Source organism: Streptomyces sp. NPDC005784 (genome assembly GCF_042871525.1).
Taxonomy (GTDB): domain Bacteria; phylum Actinomycetota; class Actinomycetes; order Streptomycetales; family Streptomycetaceae; genus Streptomyces.
Map to the genome: position 1 here is coordinate 58303 of NZ_JBIAIQ010000030.1, position 22235 is coordinate 80537.

The window sequence follows — 22235 nt, forward strand, 5'->3', positions numbered from 1 at the left end:
GTTTCACCAACCCGAAAGATCCCAGGCAATGGCTTCTGTCTCCGATCAGTCCCCTCCTGCCACGGGCAGTGACTCCGGCGCGTCCTACGCGGCTGCCGGAGTCGACATCGAGGCGGGCGACCGCGCCGTAGAGCTGATGAAGGAGTGGGTGAAGAAGACGCAGCGCCCCGAGGTCCTCGGCGGCCTCGGCGGCTTCGCCGGCCTCTTCGACGCCTCCGCCCTCAAGCGGTTCGAGCGTCCGCTGCTCGCCTCCGCCACCGACGGTGTGGGCACCAAGGTCGACATCGCCCGGCAGCTGGGCGTGTACGACACCATCGGCCACGACCTCGTCGCGATGGTCATGGACGACATCGTGGTGTGCGGCGCCGAGCCGCTCTTCATGACCGACTACATCTGTGTGGGCAAGGTTCACCCGGAACGGGTCGCGGCCATCGTGAAGGGCATCGCCGAGGGCTGTGTCCTCGCCGGCTGCGCCCTGGTGGGCGGTGAGACGGCCGAACACCCCGGTCTGCTCGGTCCGGACGACTTCGACGTCGCGGGCGCCGGTACGGGCGTCGTCGAGGCCGACCAGCTCCTCGGCCCGGATCGCATCCGTACGGGTGACGCGGTGATCGCCATGGCGGCCTCCGGTCTTCACTCGAACGGGTACTCGCTCGTCCGGCACGTCCTCTTCGACCGGGCGAACCTGCGCCTGGACCAGCACATCGAGGAGTTCGGCCGCACGCTCGGCGAGGAGCTCCTGGAGCCCACCAAGATCTACTCGCTGGACTGCCTGACGCTGACGAAGAGCACCGAGGTGCACGCCTTCAGCCACATCACCGGCGGCGGACTGGCGGCCAACCTGGCCCGTGTCGTCCCGGACGGTCTGCACGCCGTGGTCGACCGCGAGACCTGGACCCCGGCGCCGGTCTTCGACCTGGTCGGCAGGACCGGTGGCGTCGAGCGCCTGGAGCTGGAGAAGACGCTGAACATGGGCGTCGGCATGATGGCGATCGTGCCCGAGGAGTCCGCCGAGGTCGCCCTCGCCGTCCTCGCGGACCGCGGAGTGGACGCCTGGATCGCCGGTGAGATCACCGAGCGCGGGGACCACACCACGGGCGCGGCGCTCATCGGCGACTACGCGAGCTGAAGCAGCCGACTACGGGGGCCGAAGCCGGCGACCACGCGGGCCGAAGCCCCCGAAGCAGCACGAAACCCGGTCCGGCGCTGAGGCCCCGGACCGGGTGAAGTGCAGTCGCTACGAGAAATCCGCCAGGCGAGATCTACCAGAAACCCACGCCGAGAGATCCGCTACGAGAGAGATCGCGGAAACTGCGAGGGACGCTGTTGCGTCAAGCGCCGCGACGTTGCGACTGAGGACCGGACTGGTCGTCCTCGTCCTCATCGTCGTCGTTGTAGAGATCCGCGTACTGTGCGTACGGGTCGTCTTCCTCGTCGTCGTCTTCGAACGGCTCGCCATTCGGCGGCTGGCTCGAAGTCGAAGCGCCCAGCTCATTGGCCAGACGCGAGAGGTCAGTCCCGCCGCTGCTGTACTTCAGCTGGCGGGCGACCTTCGTCTGCTTGGCCTTTGCCCGGCCGCGCCCCATGGCTCGACCCCCTCGGATACGGGGCTCGACGGCCCCAGAGTCTTGACACGCGTTCATGATCTGGAACGGACTCTCCGTGGAGAGACCGGTCCGTAGGGCTTCCACGGTACCTGAGCCCGCGCCCATACGGTACGTCGCCCGCAGCACGCGCCTTCGCCCAGAACCCGCGAGGTGCCCTGTCCTCGCTGGTCAACCGCGATTTTAACCTCTTCTTGGCGCACGACCCGCCGACAGACGTGAGAGTTCTCTCCCAACCGGCTGCCGACGGGTCCCTGACAAGCGCCTATGGCCCTGGAAGGCGTCAGTGACGCCGCGCCTCCGCCATCCGCTGCTCGGCGATCCGGTCGGCCGCCGCGGCCGGCGGAATCCCGTCCTGCTTCGCACGTGCGAATATGGCCAGCGTGGTGTCGAAGATCTTCGCGGCCTTCGCCTTGCACCGGTCGAAGTCGAAGCCGTGCAGCTCGTCGGCGACCTGGATGACACCGCCCGCGTTCACCACGTAGTCGGGGGCGTACAGGATCCCGCGGTCCGCGAGGTCCTTCTCCACGCCCGGGTGCGCCAGCTGGTTGTTGGCGGCACCGCACACAATCCGGGCCGTGAGCGCCGGAACGGAGTCGTCGTTGAGCGCCCCGCCCAGCGCGCACGGCGCGTAGATGTCGAGGCCCTCGGTACGGATGAGCGCCTCGGTGTCCGCGACGGCCGTGACGCCCACGGGGTGCCGGTCCAGGATCCGCTGTACGGAGTCCGCCCGCACGTCCGTGATCACGACCTCTGCGCCGTCCGCGCGCAGGTGCTCGACCAGGTGGTGGCCCACCTTGCCGACGCCGGCGACGCCGACCTTGCGGCCGCGCAGTGTCGGGTCGCCCCACAGGTGCTGGGCGGAGGCCCGCATGCCCTGGAAGACACCGAAGGCGGTCAGGACCGACGAGTCGCCCGCGCCGCCGTTCTCCGGGGAGCGGCCGGTCGTCCACCGGCACTCGCGCGCCACGACGTCCATGTCGGCGACATAGGTGCCGACGTCGCACGCGGTGACGTACCGGCCGCCGAGCGAGGCGACGAACCGGCCGTAGGCGAGGAGCAGCTCCTCGGTCTTGATCTGCTCGGGGTCGCCGATGATGACGGCCTTGCCGCCGCCGTGGTCGAGACCGGCCATGGCGTTCTTGTACGACATCCCGCGCGCGAGGTTGAGGGCGTCGGCGACGGCCTCCTGCTCGCTCGCGTACGGGTAGAAGCGCGTGCCGCCGAGGGCCGGGCCCAGGGCGGTGGAGTGGATGGCGATGACGGCCTTGAGGCCGCTGGCGCGGTCCTGGCAGAGCACGACTTGCTCATGACCCCCCTGATCCGAACGGAAAAGGGTGTGCAGTACATCAGCAGGCGCGCCGGTTACGTCGGTCACGGTGGTGACTCCCAGGTAAAAAACGGCGGTTGGGTGCGGGGCCCGTGCGGATGGCGGGCTCCGTGTGAATGAGACTAGAGCCTGCGCCGACCCGCCCTCGGCGCAGTGTTCAGGATCACCTACGGGCGGGGTACGGCCATGGTTCGATTTGCATAGATTTCAATTCAGGTCGTGAGCGGTTTTCGCTGGTTTTCCCGGTGGTCGACGGGGGAGGGAGCAGGCGTGCCCAAGGTGTCCGCGGTGATCGTCCCGTACACGTCGTATCTGCGGGTGTACGAGCCACTGGCCGCGTTCCCCGAGTCGGAGCGCGCCCACTGGACGCGCTACGCCCGGCGCGCCGAGCGCCCCTCGTACCAGGACGAACTGCGCCGCTCGCTGGCCGACTTGCTGCCCACCCCGCCGGTCCCCGTGCCGGTGCACGAGAGCGGCGACGCGTTCGTCGCCGAGGTGGACGGTGTGGTGTGCGTCTGCCCCTGGCGCACCCGGCTGCGCGGCTGGCAGGCCCTGGACGAGCTGGGCGAGGAGCTCCCGGCGTCCGTGCTGGACGCGGTGCTGCCGCCGCTGGTGCGCCGTCAGGCCGCGCTGGACTACGAGCGCTGGCTGGTGCGCAATCCCGACGCCCGCCCGTGGATCCGTACCTCGACCTGGCAGGTGCCGCTGAACTGGTTCGTTCTCGTCACCGACGAGGAGCGGGAGTACGAGAAGGGGACGGGCCCCGGCGGAGCCGCGCCGCTGCTGCGCTACCGGACGCCGATGGTGCAGGCGCGGCGGCGCACGGCGCGGGCTCTGCGGACGCTCAGGGACGCACTGGACGAAGGACCGCTCATCGAGGGCCTGGTGGACGTGGGGCGCTGGCTGGAGGAGTTCCATCCGCGCTCACTGGTCGAGCTGGACTACGGCGGGCTCGTGCACACACTGCCGGCCGGGGAGCTGGAGGACGACCACTCCGCCGCGGACGTCGCCGAGGGCATCGAGGCGCTGCGTACCGGGGACGGGGCGAAGGCGGGCGAGGCGTACGGCCGGCTGGTGGAGCGCTGGCGGTCGGTCAGGGACCGGCGTTCGTCGAACTGAGGCACGCCGCGGGCGGGCGGGGCCGGTGCGGGCTGTACGCAGGGGACGTGTGGGGCGGGAGGGGGTGCTGAGCCCCTTTGTTCGGTGTGATCTGCTTCTCACAGGTTCTTTTCGAACTCGCGTATGGTCCTCACACGCTGAAGAACCCTCACTCCAGGACGTAGGTCCCGATCCGGGCTTATACGTCAACGGGTGCCAAGCGTGACGGACGGCACTTACCCGGCTCTTGCATCGCTTCCCCCTCCTCGTGTCAAAATAGGACAAGGAGCCCGGGGGAGGGCTCCCTCCGCCCACGTTTGGGGGGGAATCTCGGCATTGCACGCTTTGGGGGGTCTGGTGACTCCTGATCGCCCCTGTGACTGATCGTCACAGTGGCGTGACTGTCCGCTATGGCATGGTCCATCGGCTTCCGTCGCTGATGAACACCTGGGAGGGCAATTCCATCGGTTTGGCCGACGCGGCTGGACGGATGGTGTAGTTGTAGTGCCGAGGACAAGCCGTTCGTCCTATAACCGACTCGACTCGCGTCCGCCATTTCGGGCAACGCGGGTCAAGGTGCAGAATTTAGAGGAAAGAACCGAGAAGGTTCGGTTCTCCCGAGGAGGCCGCTCATGACCGCTCGCACCCCTGATGCCGAGCCGCTGCTGACCCCGGCTGAGGTCGCCACGATGTTCCGCGTCGACCCCAAGACGGTCACACGGTGGGCGAAGGCCGGCAAGCTTACGTCCATCCGCACGCTCGGCGGACACCGCCGTTACCGCGAGGCTGAGGTCCGCGCACTGCTTGCGGGTATCCCGCAGCAGCGCAGCGAAGCCTGAACCATCGCATAACCGGACAAGTCAACGGATCCCCCAACCCGTCGAGGCGTCCACACCACAGCTCCAAGCGACGCGGGTTCTGCCCCAACAGAGCTCACGCCCAAGCTTTATTGCCACTTGAACAGGGTGCGTCGTAGATCGCGCTGGACTCCGCCGGGTCCAGCGCGATCTTTTTTGTGCGGTCCGCGCGTCTCGACGGCCGACCTGTGAGCGGCCTTGTCGGAGTCTGGGGGCGGGTGTCGGATCAGCTGTGGATGTCCTCGACGAGGGGTGCAATTGCACATATTAAATTGACTGGTTGTATGAGGGGGGTAAGTTCCACACTTCTGAAAACATATGCGGTGACTCCTGTCACATGCCACAGTCCTTGTCGCCCACGAGCCTTCTACGCTAGAGGAGTTGGGGCCGCGAGAGGTCGTGTCGCGCCCGGGCGCGCACCGCGTGACGGTCGTGGCGGCGGTCCCCGGTCACGACGTTGAGGGATTCTCGTCCTCCGGAGTGCTCTCGGGGTCCTGCTCGTCGTGCGGAGTGGGTTCCATGGCCAGCCGCGCGAGCTGGTGGCAGATCGGGCAGTGCCGCGTCAGGTGGCGATACCCGGAGGCGGCCGCCAGATGGGCTCGGAGCAGAGCCCGGGTCTCGTGCCGAGCGGACACCGCCATACGCACCTCCAGGGGGCCGGCAGGGCGAGGGCCCTGGATTCCGGGGTACCGGCGGAATGTGACGCCGTCAAGGGACGCGAACGCGCCCCAGGGGCGCCCCCGGAGGCCCTGGGGGCGGTACGCGGACCGGTGCGCACGCGAACCCGGACGGACGCACGGACGCCGACGCGGACGGATGCGCGGACGCGAACGACCGAACGAACCGGCCCCGACGCCCCGGACAGGCGGAAGACCGTGCGCGCGTGGTCCCGGGCCGCGGGCCGCACCGCACATGCAAAAGCGGCCGGGGGCGGACATGCGAAAAGGCCCGGAGCCGAAGCTCCGGGCCTTTCTTCACGCGGTCCTGACGGGATTTGAACCCGCGGCCTCCACCTTGACAGGGTGGCGAGCACTCCAAACTGCTCCACAGGACCTGGTTTCGCAGCGACTTTTTCTTGCGCTGTGCTGCGAAAAGAGACTGTACAGGAGGGCGGGCCCGGGGTCGAACTCACCACACGCGCAGGCGTCGTTACGGGACGGCGGCGTCGATCGCCTTCACGATCCGCTTGTCGGAGACGGGGTACGCCGTGCCGAGCGCGTGGGCGAAATAGCTGACCCGGAGCTCCTCGATCATCCAGCGGATGTCCAGGACCGACGAGGGCACCGGCCGGCCCTGCGGCAGCTGCTCCAGGAGCCAGGCGTACTCGTCCTGCATCTCGTGGACCTTCTCCATGCGGCTGGTGTCCCGCTGGACGCCGGTCGGCATCTGCTGGAGACGGCGGTCCGCGGCGACCAGATAGCGCATCAGGTCCGGCAGCCGCCGCAGCCCCGTCGCCGTGACGAAACCGGGCTTCACAAGGGCGTCCAGCTGCCCCCGTACGTCCGTGAGGTTCGCGAGCAGCGTCGGGCTCCTGACGCCCTTCAGGCGGCGCTCACAGGCCTGCCAGGCGGCGAGCACCTGCTGCACCTGCCCGACGGTGCGCACGGTCGTGTCGACGATGTCGGCGCGCACCCTGTCGTACAGCTTCCGGTAGGACTCCTCGTCCCACGCCGGGCCGCCGAAGTCCGCGATCAGCTTGTCCGCGGCGGCCATCGCGCAGTCGTCGAAGAGGGCCTGGACCGAGCCGTGCGGATTCGCGGACAGCGCGAGCTTCTGGGCGTTGGTCAGCTTGTCCGAGGCGAACTTGCCCGGGTTCACCGGGATGTTCCGCAGGATCAGCCGGCGGGTTCCCCTCCACATGGCCTCGGCCTGCTCGGCCTCCGTGTCGAAGAGCCGCACGGAGACGGTGTTCGCCGCCGGTCCGTCGTCGACCAGCGCGGGGTACGCCTTCACCGGCTGGCCCGCCCGGCGTGTCTCGAAGACACGCTTGAGCGAGCCGATCGTCCAGTCCGTCAGCCCCGTGCGTTCCAGGGACTCGCCGCCCTCGCGCTCCGCCGTCGCCGCGGCGGCCTGCGAGATCGCCTGGCGCGCCTTCGGCTTCAGCCGGACCTTCAGGGCCTCCAGGTCCTTGTCCTCGGCGAGCTTGCGGCGTCGCTCGTCGACGATCCGGAAGGTGATCTTCAAATGGTCGGGGAGCCGTGACCAGTCGAAGTCGTCGGCCGTCAGCGGCACTCCGACCATGCGTTTGAGCTCGCGCGCCATGGTCAGCGTCAGCGGTTCCTGGAGCGGTACGGCCCGCTCCAGGAACTTCTGGGCGAAGTTCGGGGCGGGAACGTAGTTCCGCCGGATCGGCTTGGGGAGGGAACGGATCAGCTCCGTCACCACTTCCTCCCGCAGCCCCGGGATCTGCCAGTCGAAGCCCTCGTCCGTGACCTGGTTCAGGACCTGGAGCGGGACGTGGACGGTCACGCCGTCCGCGTCCGCGCCCGGCTCGAACTGGTAGGTCACCCGGAACTTCAGCCGTCCCTGGAGCCAGGAGTCGGGGTAGTCGTCCTTCGAGACCGCCCCGGCCCGGTCGTTGATGAGCATCGAGCGCTCGAAGTCGAGGAGCTCGGGCTCCTCGTGGCGCTTGTGCTTCCACCAGGAGTCGAAGTGCGCCCCGGACACGACGTGTTCGGGCACCCGCTGGTCGTAGAAGTCGTACAGGGTCTCGTCGTCGACCAGGATGTCCCGGCGGCGGGCCCGGTGTTCCAGCTCCTCGACCTCGGTGAGGAGCTTGCGGTTGTCGGCGAAGAACTTGTGGTGCGTACGCCAGTCGCCCTCGACGAGCGCGTTGCGGATGAACAGCTCACGGCTGGCCTCCGGGTCGATCCGCCCGTAGTTCACCTTCCGCTGCGCGACGATCGGCACGCCGTACAGCGTGACCTTCTCGTACGCCATCACGGCGGCCTGGTCCTTCTCCCAGTGCGGTTCGCTGTACGTCCGCTTGAGGAGATGGCCGGCCAGCGGTTCGACCCACTCCGGCTCGATGCGGGCGTTGACGCGCGCCCAGAGCCGCGAGGTCTCGACGAGCTCGGCGGACATCACGAAACGCGGGGGCTTCTTGAACAGCGCCGAACCCGGGAAGATCGCGAACTTGGCGCTGCGCGCGCCCAGGTACTCGTTCTTCCCCGTGCTCTTCCCGCTCTCCCCGCCGGTCTCCTTCACGTCCTTCATGCCGACGTGCGAGAGCAGACCGGCGAGCAGGGACACATGGACGCTCTGCTCGGGCGCGTCCTCCTCGTTGAGGTGGATGCCCATCTGCTTGGCGACGGTCCGGAGCTGGCTGTAGATGTCCTGCCACTCGCGGATGCGCAGGAAGTTCAGGTACTCCTGCTTGCACATCCGGCGGAACGCGGACGAGCCGCGCTCCGTCTGCTGCTCGCGGACGTAGCGCCACAGGTTGAGGAAGGCGAGGAAGTCGGAGGTCTCGTCCTTGAAGCGGGCGTGCTGCTGGTCGGCCTGCGCCTGCTTCTCCGACGGCCGCTCGCGCGGGTCCTGGATGGAGAGCGCGGCCGCGATCACCATGACCTCTCGGGCACAGCCGTTCTTGTCGGCCTCCAGGACCATCCGGGCGAGCCGGGGGTCGACGGGCAGCTGGGCGAGCTTGCGGCCGGTCGGCGTGAGCCGCTTGCGTGCGTCCTTCTCCGTCGGGTCCAGCGCGTTCAGTTCCTGGAGGAGCTGGACGCCGTCGCGGATGTTGCGGTGGTCCGGCGGGTCGATGAACGGGAACTTCTCGATGTCGCCGAGGCCGGCCGCGGTCATCTGGAGGATGACGGAGGCGAGGTTCGTACGGAGGATCTCGGCGTCGGTGAACTCCGGGCGGGCGACGAAGTCGTCCTCGGAGTACAGCCGGATGCAGATGCCGTCGGACGTACGGCCGCAGCGGCCCTTGCGCTGATTGGCGCTGGCCTGCGAGACCGGCTCGATGGGCAGCCGCTGCACCTTCGTGCGGTGGCTGTACCGGGAGATGCGCGCGGTGCCCGGGTCGATGACGTACTTGATGCCCGGGACGGTCAGGGAGGTTTCGGCGACGTTGGTCGCCAGAACGATCCTGCGCCCGGTGTGCGCCTGGAAGACGCGGTGCTGCTCGGCGTGCGACAGCCGGGCGTACAGAGGCAACACCTCGGTGCCCTGCCCATGAGCGCCTCCGGCGCGGGGGTAGTTCTTCTTCGTCAGCGCGTCGGCCGTGTCGCGGATCTCGCGCTCTCCCGACAGGAAGACGAGGATGTCGCCCTTGCCCTCGGCCTGGAGCTCCTCGACGGCGTCGCAGATCGCGGTGATCTGGTCGCGGTCGGAGTCTTCGGAGTCCTCCTCCAGGAGCGGGCGGTAGCGCACCTCCACGGGGTACGTCCGGCCGCTCACCTCGACGATCGGGGCCTCGCCGAAGTGCCGGGAGAAACGCTCCGGGTCGATGGTCGCGGAGGTGATCACGACCTTGAGGTCGGGGCGCTTGGGCAGCAGCTGGGCGAGGTAGCCGAGCAGGAAGTCGATGTTGAGGGACCGCTCGTGGGCCTCGTCGATGATGATCGTGTCGTACGCGCGCAGCTCGCGGTCCGTCTGGATCTCCGCGAGCAGGATGCCGTCCGTCATGAGCTTGACGAAGGTGGCGTCCGGGTTCACCTGGTCGGTGAAGCGGACCTTCCAGCCGACGGCCTCGCCGAGCGGTGTGTCCAGCTCGTCCGCGACCCGCTCGGCGACGGTACGGGCGGCGATACGACGGGGCTGGGTGTGCCCGATCATGCCGCGGACGCCACGGCCCAGCTCCATGCAGATCTTCGGGATCTGGGTGGTCTTGCCGGACCCGGTCTCACCGGCGACGATCACCACCTGGTTGTCGCGGATGGCCTCCGCGATCACGTCCTTCTTCTGGCTGACAGGCAGCTGCTCGGGATACGTGATGGCGGGAACGCGGGCGCGGCGCTCGGCCATACGGACCTCGCCCCTGGCGACCTCCGCCTCGATCTCGGCGAACACGGCGGAGCGGGCCTCGGGCTTGTGGATCTTGCGCGCGCCTTCGAGCCTGCGCCCGAGTCGGTGCGCGTCGCGCAGGGACAGCTGGGCCAGACGGGCGGCGAGATCGCCGAGGGCGGGGGCAGGGTGCGTAGACATACGCGGTCCAGGATCTCACCTCGGGCAAAGAAGGGGCGAACCCTTTTGGGTCCGCCCCTTCTTTGCCGCACGGTGCCGTGCGAGCCGTGCCGTCAGGACGCCATGTCCCGGGAGAAATAGGTGCTCCTCTTGTCCGTGCCGCCGAGGGTGCGGTAGCTGAAGGACACCAGGCCCTTGGCGGTGGGGGCCGAACCGTTGGACGGGAAGTACCAGACGTTGCCGACGTCCTGGTTCTCGAACTCCGTGCCCACCACGAGTTCGCTGCGGCCGTCCCGGTTCATGTCGGTGAGCAGCAGATTGCTCCCCCACCTGTCGTAGGGCTCGTTCGCGCCCGGCACGCCGGGGGAGTTCTGGTTGTAGGCGACCGCGCCGGTGGCGGTCAGGCCCTTCGCGGAGCCGCGCAGCACCGTCACCCCGCCGGTCGTCGAGACTCCGGAGATGCTCTCCTGCTGGGAGCTGACCGCGACGTCGGCGTAACCGTCGTGGTCGATGTCACCGGTGGCGAGGGCGAAGCCGAAGCGGTCGTACTCCTCGCCCGTGCCCGGGACGCCCTGGGTGTCCTGGCTGATCCGCACCGCCGGACGGGTCGTGCTCAGGCCGGTGGCGCTGCCGTAGTTGACGACGATGGAACCGCCCACCACGCCCGCGGGGTTGTAGCCCTCCAGGAATGCGCCCAGGATCACGTCGCCGAAGCCGTCCCCGTCCACGTCGCCGATCGTCGCGCTCCCGCCCAGGCCCGAGACCCGGCGCGGGCTGTGCAGCCCGCCGGGTGAACCGAGCAGCAGGACCGCCCCGACGTAGTACCCCTCCTTCGGAGGCGTCCGGTGGATCGAACCGAGCAGGATGAGGTCGGTCGCGCCGTCGCCGTTCACCTCGCCCGCGACCAGGTTCTGGCCCCCGAAGTCGGCGTCGATGTCCTGGTATGTGTACGAGTCGACCGCGGCCGGTTCGCCGGCCCGGGAGTACGGGCCCCTGGCGATGTGGAAACCGGCGTAGTTGTCGTGGACCGCGAGGTCCTCGTGCCCGTCCCCGTCGAAGTCCCCGGAGACCATCACGTCGTCCGCACTGCCGTCGGCCAAGAGGGTGCCGCCGGACAGACCGCGCGGGCCGCCCCACACCACGACGGGCGCCCGGTAGGAGACCGTGATCACGAGGTCGTCGTAGCCGTCGCCGTCCAGGTCACCCGGGGTGACGTTCCCGGCGAAGCCCGGCGCCGTGGCGACCGAGGCGGGGAGGCCGGGGAAGTCCTTGGTGATCCTGACCTTCCGCGCGGTGCTGAGTCCCCCCGGCCCGCCGTAGAGCACGGACGCCGCGCCGCCTCCGGTGACCACCATGTCCCCGTAGCCGTCGCCGTTGAAATCGACGCGCGGTGCCGCCACCGGTGCGGCGGCGGCCTCGGTCGGACCGCCCACGCCGATGGCGGTGATGCCGGCGACCAGTGACGTGACCAGCCCGATCGCCAACCGGGTTCTCCGCATATCCACTCCCTCTCACCAGGTCGTGTCGGCGGATTACCGAACGTCCCGCCACGCAAGATCGATCAGTGGGGCGAAAGGTTGTACGGCGGAAGGTCGTACGGATGAGACGCCGGGTACGCGCTCGGCCATCCGGGCTTCGCCCCTGGTGACCCGCACCGATCTCGGCGGGCACGGCGGAGCGGGCGTCGTGGTGCGGAACCCGGTCCGGCGGCCCCGGCCGCGGTACGCGCGAGGCCTGGCGGGCTGTCGGCCCCGGGGCTACTCCTGGAGTTGCGGCTGTTGACGGGCCGCGTCCGGGGACGCCGCCGGCGCTGGGACTGCGGCTGAGGTCGCGGCTGATCCCGGGACCTTTTCCGAGGCTGCTGCCGCTCCCGGGACTGCTGCTGGGGCGGGGGCCTGCGGTTGCGCCATGGCCCTGGCCGTGTTCGAGACCGCCTTGATGCCCAGGTAGGCCGTGGTCGTGCCGCTCACCGCGGTGAAGGCGGCGGTCAGCACGCCGACGCTCACCGCATCGTTGCCGTGGAGCTGCCAGACCCCGAAGACCGCGACGCCGACGATCGCGAGGTTGCTCATGACGACCGCCGTCAGCCCGTAGCGGGCGCGGTAGCGCTCCAGATCCAGCTCGTGCACCGGTCTCGACCTGTCACCGTTCGATACCACTCGTTCCCCCGTCCGAGACATGGCGTCCGCGCGGTCGCGTCCGCCGGCCAGAACGTAGCGCCATGCGTGAGGCATGCCAAGTCGACGACGGGCCGGGCGGGACACCGGCGGCGCGCGAGCCGGACAGCTTCGGGGCATACGAAAAAAGGCCCCGATCCGAAGATCGAGGCCTTTGCTGTGGCTGGGGCCGGGGTCGAACCGGCGACCTATCGCTTTTCAGGCGATCGCTCGTACCAACTGAGCTACCCAGCCACGAGGTTTCCGGAGAAACCTCAGCGGTCCTGACGGGATTTGAACCCGCGGCCTCCACCTTGACAGGGTGGCGAGCACTCCAAACTGCTCCACAGGACCAAGCTGTTGTGTGCGAACAAGCGAAGCAAGTGTCGCACACGGTGTTACGTGCCCCCAACGGGATTCGAACCCGTGCTACCGCCTTGAAAGGGCGGCGTCCTAGGCCGCTAGACGATGAGGGCTATCGGCCCGCCTGCGCGCTTTGCAGCGCGTCGGGGACGTCATGAGCATATGGGATGGCGGCGGGTATCGCCAAAACGGTTTACGGGGAGGTCCCGGAGGGGCTCGGAGAAGGCGTCGGCGACGAGGTGGCCCCGGGCTGGTTCTCCTTCACGAGATGGCGGCTGACCTCGGCCGTCGTCAGCCCCAGCCCGCCCAGTCTGATCTCGTCCCAGGCCTGGAGCCGGCGGGTGTCCCGGTCCACGTAGAGGACGGAGGCCTCGATCGGGTCCGGGTACGCGCCCTCGACCGCGCGCAGCCCGCTGCCGCCCGTCGAGCCCTCGACGCGCAGCCGTGTGCCGTACTTCATGACCTCCATCCCTTCGTGGTGCAGATGACCGGCCAGCGCCAGGGGCACCTGGCCGTCCGTCCCGCGCGCGGCCGACGGTTCGTGGGCGACGGCGATGTCCACCGGGGTGCCCGCGGCGAGCTGGTCGCGCAGGGCCGAGGCCAGCCGGGCGCCCGCGAGATCCTCCGCCGCGTCGCCGCCCGGCGCGACCGCGCGGTCCGGGGTGAACTGGGGGTCGCCGATGCCGGCGAAGCGCAGGCCCGCGATGGTGACCGCGCGGCCGTCGTCGAGGACGTGCACGTTCTTCATGCGTTCCAGGTAGCGCTGTGTCTCGCGCGAGTCGTGGTTGCCGCGGACCCAGACGTACGGGGCGCCCAGGTCCCGGATCGGGTCCAGGAAGCCGTTCTCGGCCGCCGATCCGTGGTCCATGGTGTCGCCGGAGTCGACGATCACATTGATGGAGTACTGCGTCACGAGCGAGGCGATGATCTTCCAGCTCGCCGGGTTCAGGTGGATGTCGGAGACGTGCAGGACCCGGATCGTGGTCGGGTCGGGCTCGTAGACGGGGAGGGTGGAGGTGACGTCGTACAGCTTCGTCACGTTCGTCACCAGACGCGCCAACTCCTTCTGGTAGACGTCGAATTCGCTGACTATGTTGCGGGCGTCGCCGACCAGGGAGGGCGCGGAGGCGAGGAGTCCGGAGTATTTCGGCTCCAGGACCGACTCGGGGTTCCAGGTGGCGAAGGCGGTCGCTCCCGAGGCGGTCAGCAGGGCGAGGGCGAGGCCGCCCGCGGTGAGGGCCCGGCGCGGGCGGCGGTAGACCGCGAGACCGAGGGCGGAGGCGCCGGCGACCACCGCTATGCAGGAGCGGACGGCCAGGTCGAGGGTGCCGTGCTCGACGTCCCGCACGACTTCGTCCTGGAGTCCGGCGAGGCGCTCCGGGTGGTCGACGAGGGCCTGGGAGCGCTCCGGGTCCAGCCGGTCCACGTCCACGTCGAGACGCAGCGGGGCCTCGTGGCTGCGCAGTTCCAGTGCGCCGAGCGGGGAGATGTTGATCTTCGTGCCGCCGGTGAGGGAGGGGCGCAGGGTCATGGTGGTGTTCATGGGGCCGACCGGGACGCGGACGTCGCCCACGACCAGCAGTCCCAGCCAGGCGCCGAGCAGCACCACGCAGAGAAGTCCGAGGGCGCGGGCGTACGGGTTCGGCCGGGCGGCGAGCTCGAGCACCGGGCCCTTGCGGCGGCCGTGGCGGCGGCGGGTGAGCGCGTGCAGCGCCGGGCGGGCGCGGTCGGTCATACGGCGGACGGTGGTGGTTGCGGCAACGCGGACGCGGGCCATTGGTCCCGTATGCCCAAGGGTTGGGGCGGGTATGCGAAGTTCCATCGCCCTTGCGGAACGGGTGTGCGGGCGCCCCGCGGTCGTACTCGTGCCGGCTTCGGGTTCGAGGCCGGGCGGGGTCCGAGGGCGTGGTCGTGCCGGTCCGGGTCTGAGGCCGGGGCGTGCCGGGTCCGGGTCCGAGGCGCGGCGGTCCGGGGCCGGGTCTGAGGCCGGGCGGGGTCCGGGTGCGAAGCCGGGGGCGGTCCGTGGCCGGTTAGAGGCCGGGCGTGCCGGGGCCGGGTCTGAGGCAGGGCGGGCGGGGTCCGGGTTCGAGGTCGGGGGCGGGGGCGGGGTGGGGCCGGGTTTGTGAGGGGAGGCGGGCTGCGCTCGGGCGCAGGCCCGTTCGTGCTTCGGTCAGCCCCAGCCCAGCTCGTGCAGCCGGTCGTCGTCGATGCCGAAGTGGTGGGCGATCTCGTGGATCACGGTCACCGCGACCTCGTGGACCACGGCGTCCGAGGTCTCGCACATGCGCAGCGTGGGGCCCATGTAGATCGAGATGCGGTCGGGGAGCACCCCGGCGTACCACTCGCCGCGGTCGGTCAGCGGGGTGCCCTCGTAGAGGCCCAGCAGTTCGGGGTCGTCCGCCGGCGGCTCGTCCTCGACGAACACGGCGACGTTGTCCATGACCCGGGTCAGCTCGGGCGGGATCCGGTCGAGCGCCTGGCTCACGAGCTCTTCGAAGGTTTCGCGCGTCATCTCCAGCACAAGGCCATTGTCGGGGACAGCGCGCCACCGGCGGCGTGCGACGGAGGGTCCGAAGGGCCGGATCCGGTGGAGGCGAAGCCGGTCGCCTGCCCCACATGGGGTGTCTCATACCAGTTCCGGAGTGTTCTGTCGAATTGCCGTCAATCATCCGGACATAGTGCGGGCATGACCCGCATCCCTATCCCGACGCGACCGCGGACGCGTGTGCGCGCTGCCCGCAGGGCCCTCCTCTGCGCCGCCCTCCTCGCCGTCACGGTCCAGAGCACCGCCGCCGCACCGGCGTTCGCCGGGGGGCCCGGACGCTCTGACAGAAGCGACTGCGTGAGGACCGCGAGACCTCTCGACGGCGAGGCCCGTGAGGTTCTCGACATCACCCGCAAGGCGAAGGCCGAACTCCATCTGAAGTCCGTGGAGCTGAAGGTCACCAGCGACGGGCGCGAGGTACTCACCGATGCGCTCGGAGAGTCCATGACCGGTGTCCCGGCCCAGCCGGACATGCACTTCCGTGCCGGTTCCGTGGCCTTCTCCTACGTCGGCACGGCCCTCCTCCAACTGGTCGAGGAGGGGAAGGTCCGCCTCGACGACACCGTGGAGCGCTGGCTGCCCACTCTGCCCAAGGCGAACCGGATCACCCTGCGGATGCTGGCCACCAACACCACCGGGCTGCACGACTACGTCACCGACCCGGCCTTCCTGGCCGAGCTGGAGGCCCACCCGTTCCGCCAGTGGACCCCGAAGCAGTTGCTCGCGTACCCCTACAGCCACCCGTTCTGGTACGAGCCGGGCACCAACTGGAGCTATTCCCACGCCAATTACCTGCTTCTGATCCAGGCTCTGGAGAAGATCACCGGCACTCGGATCGACAGGTTCCTGAGGGAGCGGGTCACGGGTCCGCTGGGTCTCGACAACACCCGGAACAACTTCACCCCCGACATCCCGCGTCCGGTCCTGCACGCCTTCACGTCCGAGCGCGGCCTGTACGAGGAGTCCACCTTCTGGAACCCGTCGTGGACCACCGCGCCCGGCGCGGTCATCACCACGCACGTCTGTGACCTGGCCCGCTCGGCGGCGGCCATCGGCAGCGGCGAACTCCTCTCGCACCGCTCCTACCGCACCCTGATCAACCCGGGGACGGTCGGCCTCGGGCACGCGACCGCCACCTGTCCCGCCACGATCTGCCTGGAGCAGACCGAGGCCAGGCACTTCGGGCTCGGTGTCATCGTGATCAACGGATGGGTCCTGCAGAACCCGTCGTTCTCGGGCTATGCGGCGATCCAGGCGTATCTCCCGTCCGACCGTCTGGCCATCGCGGTCAACGCCACCAAGACGAAGGACACGCCCGACGGCAACATGGCCGAAGTGGTCGCCCAGCGCATCGCGGCCGCGCTGGCCCCGGAGGCCCCGCTGGCGGTCGGCTGACCCGAGGCACCTCCCGGATCGCACTCGCCGCGCAGGAAGTACGAGCTTCCCGTACGCCCCTCGGGCCCGGTTGGGCCCGGGGGGCGCGTGTCCTCTTGCGGGCGGCGGGAGTTGGACAGAGGGAACTCCCGTTTCTCCCCACGCTCCCGGCTCCTCCAGAGCGGGGGACACCCCGTTCGGAGGTGGCCGCCCGTGCGCGCCTTGTACGTACCCGTCCGTCTGGTCGCCACCGTCATGGCCGTTGCCGCCGCCGCCGGTTGCATGAGCGTCGGCGACGACGCGGGGCGTCCGGGGCCCTCGCACTCGGCCGGGCGACGGGCCGGCGAGGCGCCCGGCGGCGGGACCGTGGCGGGAGGCGGCGGAGTCGGGTCGTACGGCGGGAAGAGCCGACAGGGCGGCAAGGGCGACAAGGCCTCGGCGAAGCCGGGGGAGTCCGCGTCCGACGGCGCGTCGGAGTCGGCGTCCCCGGGTGCGAAGCCGTCCGTGAAGGTGCCGGAGAAGGGCGGGGGGCCGTCCACGGACTCCGTGCCGCCGGCCGGCGAACCGAGTCCCACGCGGACGACGGCGGACCCGACCCCCGAGCCCCCGCCCGTGTCGTCGCCGCCGGTGCCCGACCCCGGCTCGGCGGAGCCGTCGTCGTCGGCACACGAGCAGCCGGTGACGCAGCTCGTCCAGCGGGAACCCGCCCCCGAGGCGGGCTTACCCGTGTAGCGGGGGCGGGGTCGGGGCCCAGGTGGGGACAGGGGCCACACGGGGGCTTCGGTGTCGGTCGCATGGGCGTCGCAGGGGCGCCGGTGCCGGCCGCAGTCGGCCACTGTGGATGGCGTGAGCCGGTGGTGCCGGTCGCTGTGGACGTCGTAGGGCCGCCGCGGGGCCGCCGTGCCGGGTCTCGTGGATGTGGTGGACGTGCCGGATGTGGCGGGGTTCACGGCGATCGGGGCCGTGGATGTGGCCCGTTCAACAGCGCGATCGGCGCGGCCGAGGTAGCTTTGTTGATGCGAGCGGGTGGCTAAGAACGCATCCTCACCTGGTCGTATGGGGCTCAGTTTGCCTTCATGGGGGAAGGGTGCGTATGGTAGTAGATCGTTTGATCCCATTTGCCCGGCGCCGCCGCAGAGAGCGCCGCGTGGCGCGTACTCTCCCTTGCCGTGGCCGGACCGCATAGAGGCGGTCGCTTGCGACTTCACGGAGTTTGGGCGCGTGCCGAAGAACTCCGGAAGGTTCGCATTTCGCATGTCTGTTTCCAGTACTGATCACGTCGTCGTGCCCGAGAACAACGAGAACAACGACGCGGTCGAGGTCATCGAGGCCATCGAGTCCGTAGAGGCCGTCGAGGTCATCGAGGCAGTCGAGGCCGTCGAGACCGCCCCCGAGATGACCTTCGAAGACCTCGGTCTCCCCGAGGGCATCGTCCGCAAGCTCGCCCAGAACGGCGTGACCAGCCCCTTCCCGATCCAGGCCGCGACCATCCCGGACGCCCTGGCCGGCAAGGACATCCTCGGCCGCGGCCGCACCGGCTCCGGCAAGACCCTCTCCTTCGGTCTGCCGACCCTCGCGCAGCTCGCCGGCGGTCACACCGAGAAGAAGAAGCCGCGCGCCGTCATCCTCACGCCGACCCGTGAGCTGGCCATGCAGGTCGCCGACGCGCTGCAGCCGTACGGCGACGTCCTCGGCCTGAAGATGAAGGTCGTCTGCGGCGGTACGTCGATGGGCAACCAGATCTACGCCCTGGAGCGCGGCGTCGACGTCCTCGTCGCCACCCCGGGCCGTCTGCGCGACATCATCAACCGCGGCGCCTGCTCGCTGGAGAACACCCAGATCGCCGTCCTCGACGAGGCCGACCAGATGTCGGACCTGGGCTTCCTGCCCGAGGTCACCGAGCTGCTCGACCAGATCCCGGCCGGCGGCCAGCGCATGCTGTTCTCGGCCACGATGGAGAACGAGATCTCCACGCTGGTCAAGCGTTACCTGACCAACCCGGTCACGCACGAGGTCGACAGCGCCCAGGGCAACGTCACGACCATGTCGCACCACATCCTCATCGTGAAGCCCAAGGACAAGGCGCCGGTCACCGCCGCGATCGCCTCCCGCAAGGGCCGCACGATCATCTTCGTCCGCACCCAGCTGGGCGCCGACCGCATCGCCGAGCAGCTGCGCGACGCGGGTGTGAAGGCCGACGCGCTGCACGGCGGCATGACGCAGGGCGCGCGGACCCGGACGCTGGCCGACTTCAAGGACGGTTACGTCAACGCGCTCGTCGCGACCGACGTCGCCGCCCGCGGTATCCACGTCGACGGCATCGACCTGGTCCTGAACGTGGACCCGGCCGGCGACCACAAGGACTACCTGCACCGCTCCGGCCGTACCGCTCGCGCGGGCCGCTCCGGCACCGTCGTCTCGCTGTCGCTGCCGCACCAGCGCCGCCAGATCTTCCGGCTGATGGAGGACGCGGGCGTCGACGCCGCACGTCACATCATCAACTCGGGTACGGCCTTCGAGCCCGAGGTCGCCGAGATCACCGGCGCCCGGTCCATGACCGAGGTCCAGGCCCAGTCCGCGGGCGACGCCGCCCAGCAGGCCGAGCGTGAGGTCACCCAGCTCACCAAGGAGCTGGAGCGCGCGCAGCGTCGTGCCGCAGAGCTGCGCGGTGAGGCCGACCGTCTGGTCGCCCGTGCCGCGCGTGAGCGGGGCGAGGACCCGGAGGTGGCCGTCGCCGCTGCCGCCGAGGCCGTTGCCGAGCAGGCCGTCGCCGAGACCCCGGCCGCCGAGGCCGTTGTCGCCGAGTCGGCCGAGCGTCCCGCGTACGAGCCGCGTCAGCGCCGCGACGAGCGGGGCAACTACGAGCGTCGCGACAACGACCGTGGCGGCTTCCGCCGTGACGACAACCGTGGTGGCGGCTTCAACCGCGACGACCGCGGTGGCCGTTCCTCCGAGCGTCGTGACGACAACCGCAGTGGTGGTGGCTTCAACCGCGACAACCGCAGTGGTGGCAGCTTCAACCGTGACGACCGTGGCGGCCGTTCTTTCGAGCGTCGTGACGACAACCGCAGTGGTGGTGGCTTCAACCGCGACAACCGCAGTGGTGGCAGCTTCAACCGTGACGACCGTGGCGGCCGTTCTTTCGAGCGTCGTGACGACAACCGCAGTGGTGGTGGCTTCAACCGCGACAACCGCAGTGGTGGCAGCTTCAACCGCGATGACCGTGGCGGCCGTTCTTTCGAGCGTCGTGACGACAACCGCAGTGGTGGCAGCTTCAACCGCGACGACCGCGGTGGCCGTTCCTTCGAGCGTCGTGACGACAACCGTGGTGGCGGCTTCAACCGTGACGACCGTGGCGGCCACCGGGGCAGCGACCGCCCCTTCAACCGTGACCGTCAGGGCGACCGTCCCGCGGGCGGCAGCTTCCGCTCGGGCCACGACCGCCCGGCCGCGCGTCGCGACGACCACCGCACGACGGGCACCGGCACCGGCACCGGTACCTTCCGCCGTGACGAGAAGCCGCGCTGGAAGCGCAACGGCTGACGCCCAGTAGCTCAGTGAAGTGATGTGGCCCCCACCCGGTTCGGATGGGGGCCACATCGTCGTTTCCGGGGGCGAGCCGTGGGAAACGCGTTCCTGCTCCCCACGAAGATCGTCGGCGCCGGGGACCTGAACGGTGACGGGATCGGCGACGTCCTCGCGCGGGACAGGGCGGAGACGCTGTACCGCCACGACGGCACCAGGGCGGGTCTGTTGAAGGACCGGGTGAAGGTGTTCTGCGGCTGGGGCGCGTCGTGCAACGCGATCGTCGGGGTCGGCGACATCACCGGCGACGGCAAGAACGACCTGGTCGAGCGCGACACCTCGGGGAACGTCTACCGCAACGCCGGTACGGGAACCAGCTCGTTCGGCCCGCGCGTGAAGATCGTCGGTGGCTGGCAGGGCTACAAGGGCCTTTTCTGGCCAGCTTGCTCTCCCCGTAGCGCATGTCATGCCCCCGGCGAGGGAATCGCTGGGGGCATGACAGATGACGCCAGAGCGACTGGGCTGTCGGACGAAGAGCGGCTCGCCCAGCTCGGCTACACACAGGTTCTCGCCCGCCGCATGTCGGCGTTCTCCAACTACGCGGTCTCCTTCACGATCATCTCGGTCCTGTCGGGCTGTCTGACGCTGTATCTGTTCGGCATGAACACCGGTGGTCCCGCCGTGATCACCTGGGGCTGGGTCGCGGTCGGTCTGATGACGCTGTTCGTCGGACTCGCGATGGCCGAGATCTGTTCGGCCTACCCGACCTCCGCCGGGCTGTACTTCTGGGCGCACCGGCTCGCCCCGGAGCGCAGCGCGGCAGCCTGGGCGTGGTTCACGGGCTGGTTCAACGTCCTCGGCCAGGTCGCGGTGACCGCGGGCATCGACTTCGGCGCCGCGTCCTTCCTCGGCGCCTATCTGAACCTCCAGTTCGACTTCGTGGTGACGCCGGGCCGCACGGTCCTCCTGTTCGCCGGAATCCTGGTCCTGCACGGCCTGCTCAACACCTTCGGCGTGGGGATCGTCGCCCTGCTCAACAGCATCAGCGTGTGGTGGCACGTCATCGGTGTCGCCGTCATCGTCGGCGCGCTGACCTTCGTACCGGACCACCACCAGTCGGCGGACTTCGTGTTCACGAAGTTCGTCAACAACACGGGCTGGGGCAGCGGGGTCTATGTCGTCCTCATCGGGCTGCTCATGGCCCAGTACACGTTCACCGGGTACGACGCCTCCGCCCATATGACGGAGGAGACCCACGACGCCTCCACGGCCGGCCCGAAGGGCATCGTGCAGTCCATCTGGACCTCGTGGATCGCCGGATTCGTCCTGCTCCTCGGCTTCAACTTCGCCATCCAGTCGTACGACAAGGAGCTGGGCTCGGCGACGGGCGCGCCCCCGGCGCAGATCCTGCTCGACGCGCTCGGGGCGACGACCGGGAAGCTCCTGCTGCTGGTCGTGATCGGCGCCCAGCTCTTCTGCGGCATGGCGTCGGTGACCGCCAACAGCCGCATGATCTACGCCTTTTCGCGCGACGGAGCGCTGCCGTTCTCGAAGGTGTGGCACACGGTGAACCCGCGCACGCGGACCCCCGTGGCGGCGGTCTGGCTGGCCGCGCTGGGCGCCCTGCTGCTCGGCCTGCCGTACCTGATCAACTACGCGGCCTACGCGGCCGTGACGTCGATCGCGGTGATCGGCCTCTATGTCGCCTACGTCATCCCGACGCTGCTGAGGGTGCGCAAGGGCGACGCCTTCGAGCGCGGGCCCTGGCATCTGGGCCGCTGGTCCCGCCCCGTGGGGGTGATCGCGATCGTCTGGGTGGCCGTCATCACGATCCTGTTCATGCTGCCCCAGGTCTCCCCGGTCACCTGGGAGACGTTCAACTACGCCCCGATCGCCGTCCTCGTCGTCCTCGGCTTCGCCGCGGCCTGGTGGCTGGCCTCGGCCCGGCACTGGTTCCTCAACCCCGACCACCAGCGCACGATCGCCCGCGAGGCCGCCCGCAAGGGTGCGCCCGAACCGGTCGATCCCTGACCTTGTGCGCTTTTGGCGCGGCCGGGACCCGATACCCGATCGGCGTCCCGGCCACGTCCCGCTATGCTCGGGGATGCATCGGCGCGGGCCGGTGCGCCGTGTCGGTGTTGTCCGGTGCGGGGACCCTTAGCTCAATTGGCAGAGCAGTGGACTTTTAATCCATTGGTTGTGGGTTCGAGTCCCACAGGGTCTACGGAAGAGCCCCCGGCTCAGAGCGATCTG

15 protein-coding genes and 5 tRNA genes are annotated in these 22235 nt (G+C 69.6%); 8 read left to right on the forward strand and 12 right to left on the reverse strand.

Annotated features, from left to right (window positions below; all coding sequences use genetic code 11):
• Positions 1–28: 28 nt before the first annotated feature.
• Positions 29–1129, forward strand: coding sequence for a phosphoribosylformylglycinamidine cyclo-ligase (purM, locus tag ACFYR3_RS33910; protein WP_355852904.1), 1101 nt, complete (start codon positions 29–31; stop codon positions 1127–1129).
• A gap of 202 nt (positions 1130–1331) precedes the next feature.
• Here purM and ACFYR3_RS33915 read toward each other — a convergent pair whose 3' ends face one another.
• Entirely contained in the window at positions 1332–1586 is a 255-nt protein-coding gene (locus ACFYR3_RS33915) for a DUF3073 domain-containing protein (protein WP_037615441.1), read from the reverse strand.
• 301 nt (positions 1587–1887) lie between these two features.
• On the reverse strand, positions 1888–2982 hold the full coding sequence (locus tag ACFYR3_RS33920) for a Glu/Leu/Phe/Val dehydrogenase dimerization domain-containing protein (RefSeq protein WP_355852902.1): 1095 nt from the start codon (positions 2980–2982) through the stop codon (positions 1888–1890).
• Between the two features lie 222 nt (positions 2983–3204).
• Between ACFYR3_RS33920 and ACFYR3_RS33925 the strand changes: the two genes are divergently transcribed.
• Positions 3205–4053 (forward strand): hypothetical protein, encoded by an 849-nt coding sequence (locus ACFYR3_RS33925; protein ID WP_355852899.1) that lies wholly within the window; start codon positions 3205–3207, stop codon positions 4051–4053.
• A gap of 611 nt (positions 4054–4664) precedes the next feature.
• Positions 4665–4871, forward strand: a complete 207-nt coding sequence (gene bldC, locus ACFYR3_RS33930) for a developmental transcriptional regulator BldC (RefSeq protein WP_003949541.1) — start codon at positions 4665–4667, stop codon at positions 4869–4871.
• Between the two features lie 467 nt (positions 4872–5338).
• On the opposite strand, the gene ACFYR3_RS33935 is transcribed toward bldC, so the two are convergent.
• The 10 genes from ACFYR3_RS33935 to ACFYR3_RS33980 all read right to left on the reverse strand — a co-directional run bounded on the left by ACFYR3_RS33935 (position 5339) and on the right by ACFYR3_RS33980 (position 15059).
• Positions 5339–5530, reverse strand: coding sequence for a DUF6274 family protein (locus tag ACFYR3_RS33935; RefSeq protein ID WP_355852896.1), 192 nt, complete (start codon positions 5528–5530; stop codon positions 5339–5341).
• A gap of 338 nt (positions 5531–5868) precedes the next feature.
• A tRNA-Asp gene (locus ACFYR3_RS33940) sits at positions 5869–5943 on the reverse strand.
• Between the two features lie 95 nt (positions 5944–6038).
• On the reverse strand, positions 6039–10040 hold the full coding sequence (gene hrpA, locus ACFYR3_RS33945) for an ATP-dependent RNA helicase HrpA (RefSeq protein ID WP_355852894.1): 4002 nt from the start codon (positions 10038–10040) through the stop codon (positions 6039–6041).
• Between the two features lie 92 nt (positions 10041–10132).
• Entirely contained in the window at positions 10133–11518 is a 1386-nt protein-coding gene (locus ACFYR3_RS33950; protein WP_389285765.1) for an FG-GAP repeat protein, read from the reverse strand.
• Positions 11519–11776: 258 nt separating this feature from the next.
• Positions 11777–12148 (reverse strand): hypothetical protein, encoded by a 372-nt coding sequence (locus ACFYR3_RS33955; protein ID WP_355852888.1) that lies wholly within the window; start codon positions 12146–12148, stop codon positions 11777–11779.
• Between the two features lie 208 nt (positions 12149–12356).
• Positions 12357–12430 (reverse strand) — tRNA-Phe (locus ACFYR3_RS33960).
• A 24-nt stretch (positions 12431–12454) separates the two neighbouring features.
• A tRNA-Asp gene (locus ACFYR3_RS33965) sits at positions 12455–12529 on the reverse strand.
• Positions 12530–12578: 49 nt separating this feature from the next.
• Positions 12579–12651 (reverse strand) — tRNA-Glu (locus tag ACFYR3_RS33970).
• 80 nt (positions 12652–12731) lie between these two features.
• The gene (locus tag ACFYR3_RS33975; protein ID WP_356784506.1) at positions 12732–14315 is read right to left on the reverse strand and encodes a metallophosphoesterase; all 1584 of its coding nucleotides are present in this window, start codon (positions 14313–14315) and stop codon (positions 12732–12734) included.
• 393 nt (positions 14316–14708) lie between these two features.
• On the reverse strand, positions 14709–15059 hold the full coding sequence (locus ACFYR3_RS33980; RefSeq protein WP_355852882.1) for a metallopeptidase family protein: 351 nt from the start codon (positions 15057–15059) through the stop codon (positions 14709–14711).
• 321 nt (positions 15060–15380) lie between these two features.
• Between ACFYR3_RS33980 and ACFYR3_RS33985 the strand changes: the two genes are divergently transcribed.
• The 5 genes from ACFYR3_RS33985 to ACFYR3_RS34005 all read left to right on the forward strand — a co-directional run bounded on the left by ACFYR3_RS33985 (position 15381) and on the right by ACFYR3_RS34005 (position 22206).
• A complete protein-coding gene (locus ACFYR3_RS33985; RefSeq protein WP_355852879.1) occupies positions 15381–16478 on the forward strand; it encodes a serine hydrolase domain-containing protein in 1098 nt (365 codons plus the stop codon).
• A 192-nt stretch (positions 16479–16670) separates the two neighbouring features.
• Positions 16671–17189, forward strand: a complete 519-nt coding sequence (locus tag ACFYR3_RS33990) for a hypothetical protein (protein ID WP_389285767.1) — start codon at positions 16671–16673, stop codon at positions 17187–17189.
• Positions 17190–17711: 522 nt separating this feature from the next.
• Positions 17712–20000: a DEAD/DEAH box helicase gene (locus ACFYR3_RS33995; RefSeq protein WP_389285769.1), complete on the forward strand. Its 2289-nt coding sequence runs from the start codon at positions 17712–17714 to the stop codon at positions 19998–20000.
• Positions 20001–20477: 477 nt separating this feature from the next.
• The gene (locus tag ACFYR3_RS34000) at positions 20478–22013 is read left to right on the forward strand and encodes an amino acid permease (protein WP_355852973.1); all 1536 of its coding nucleotides are present in this window, start codon (positions 20478–20480) and stop codon (positions 22011–22013) included.
• 120 nt (positions 22014–22133) lie between these two features.
• Positions 22134–22206: transfer RNA gene (locus ACFYR3_RS34005), tRNA-Lys, on the forward strand.
• The last annotated feature ends 29 nt before the right edge of the window (positions 22207–22235 follow it).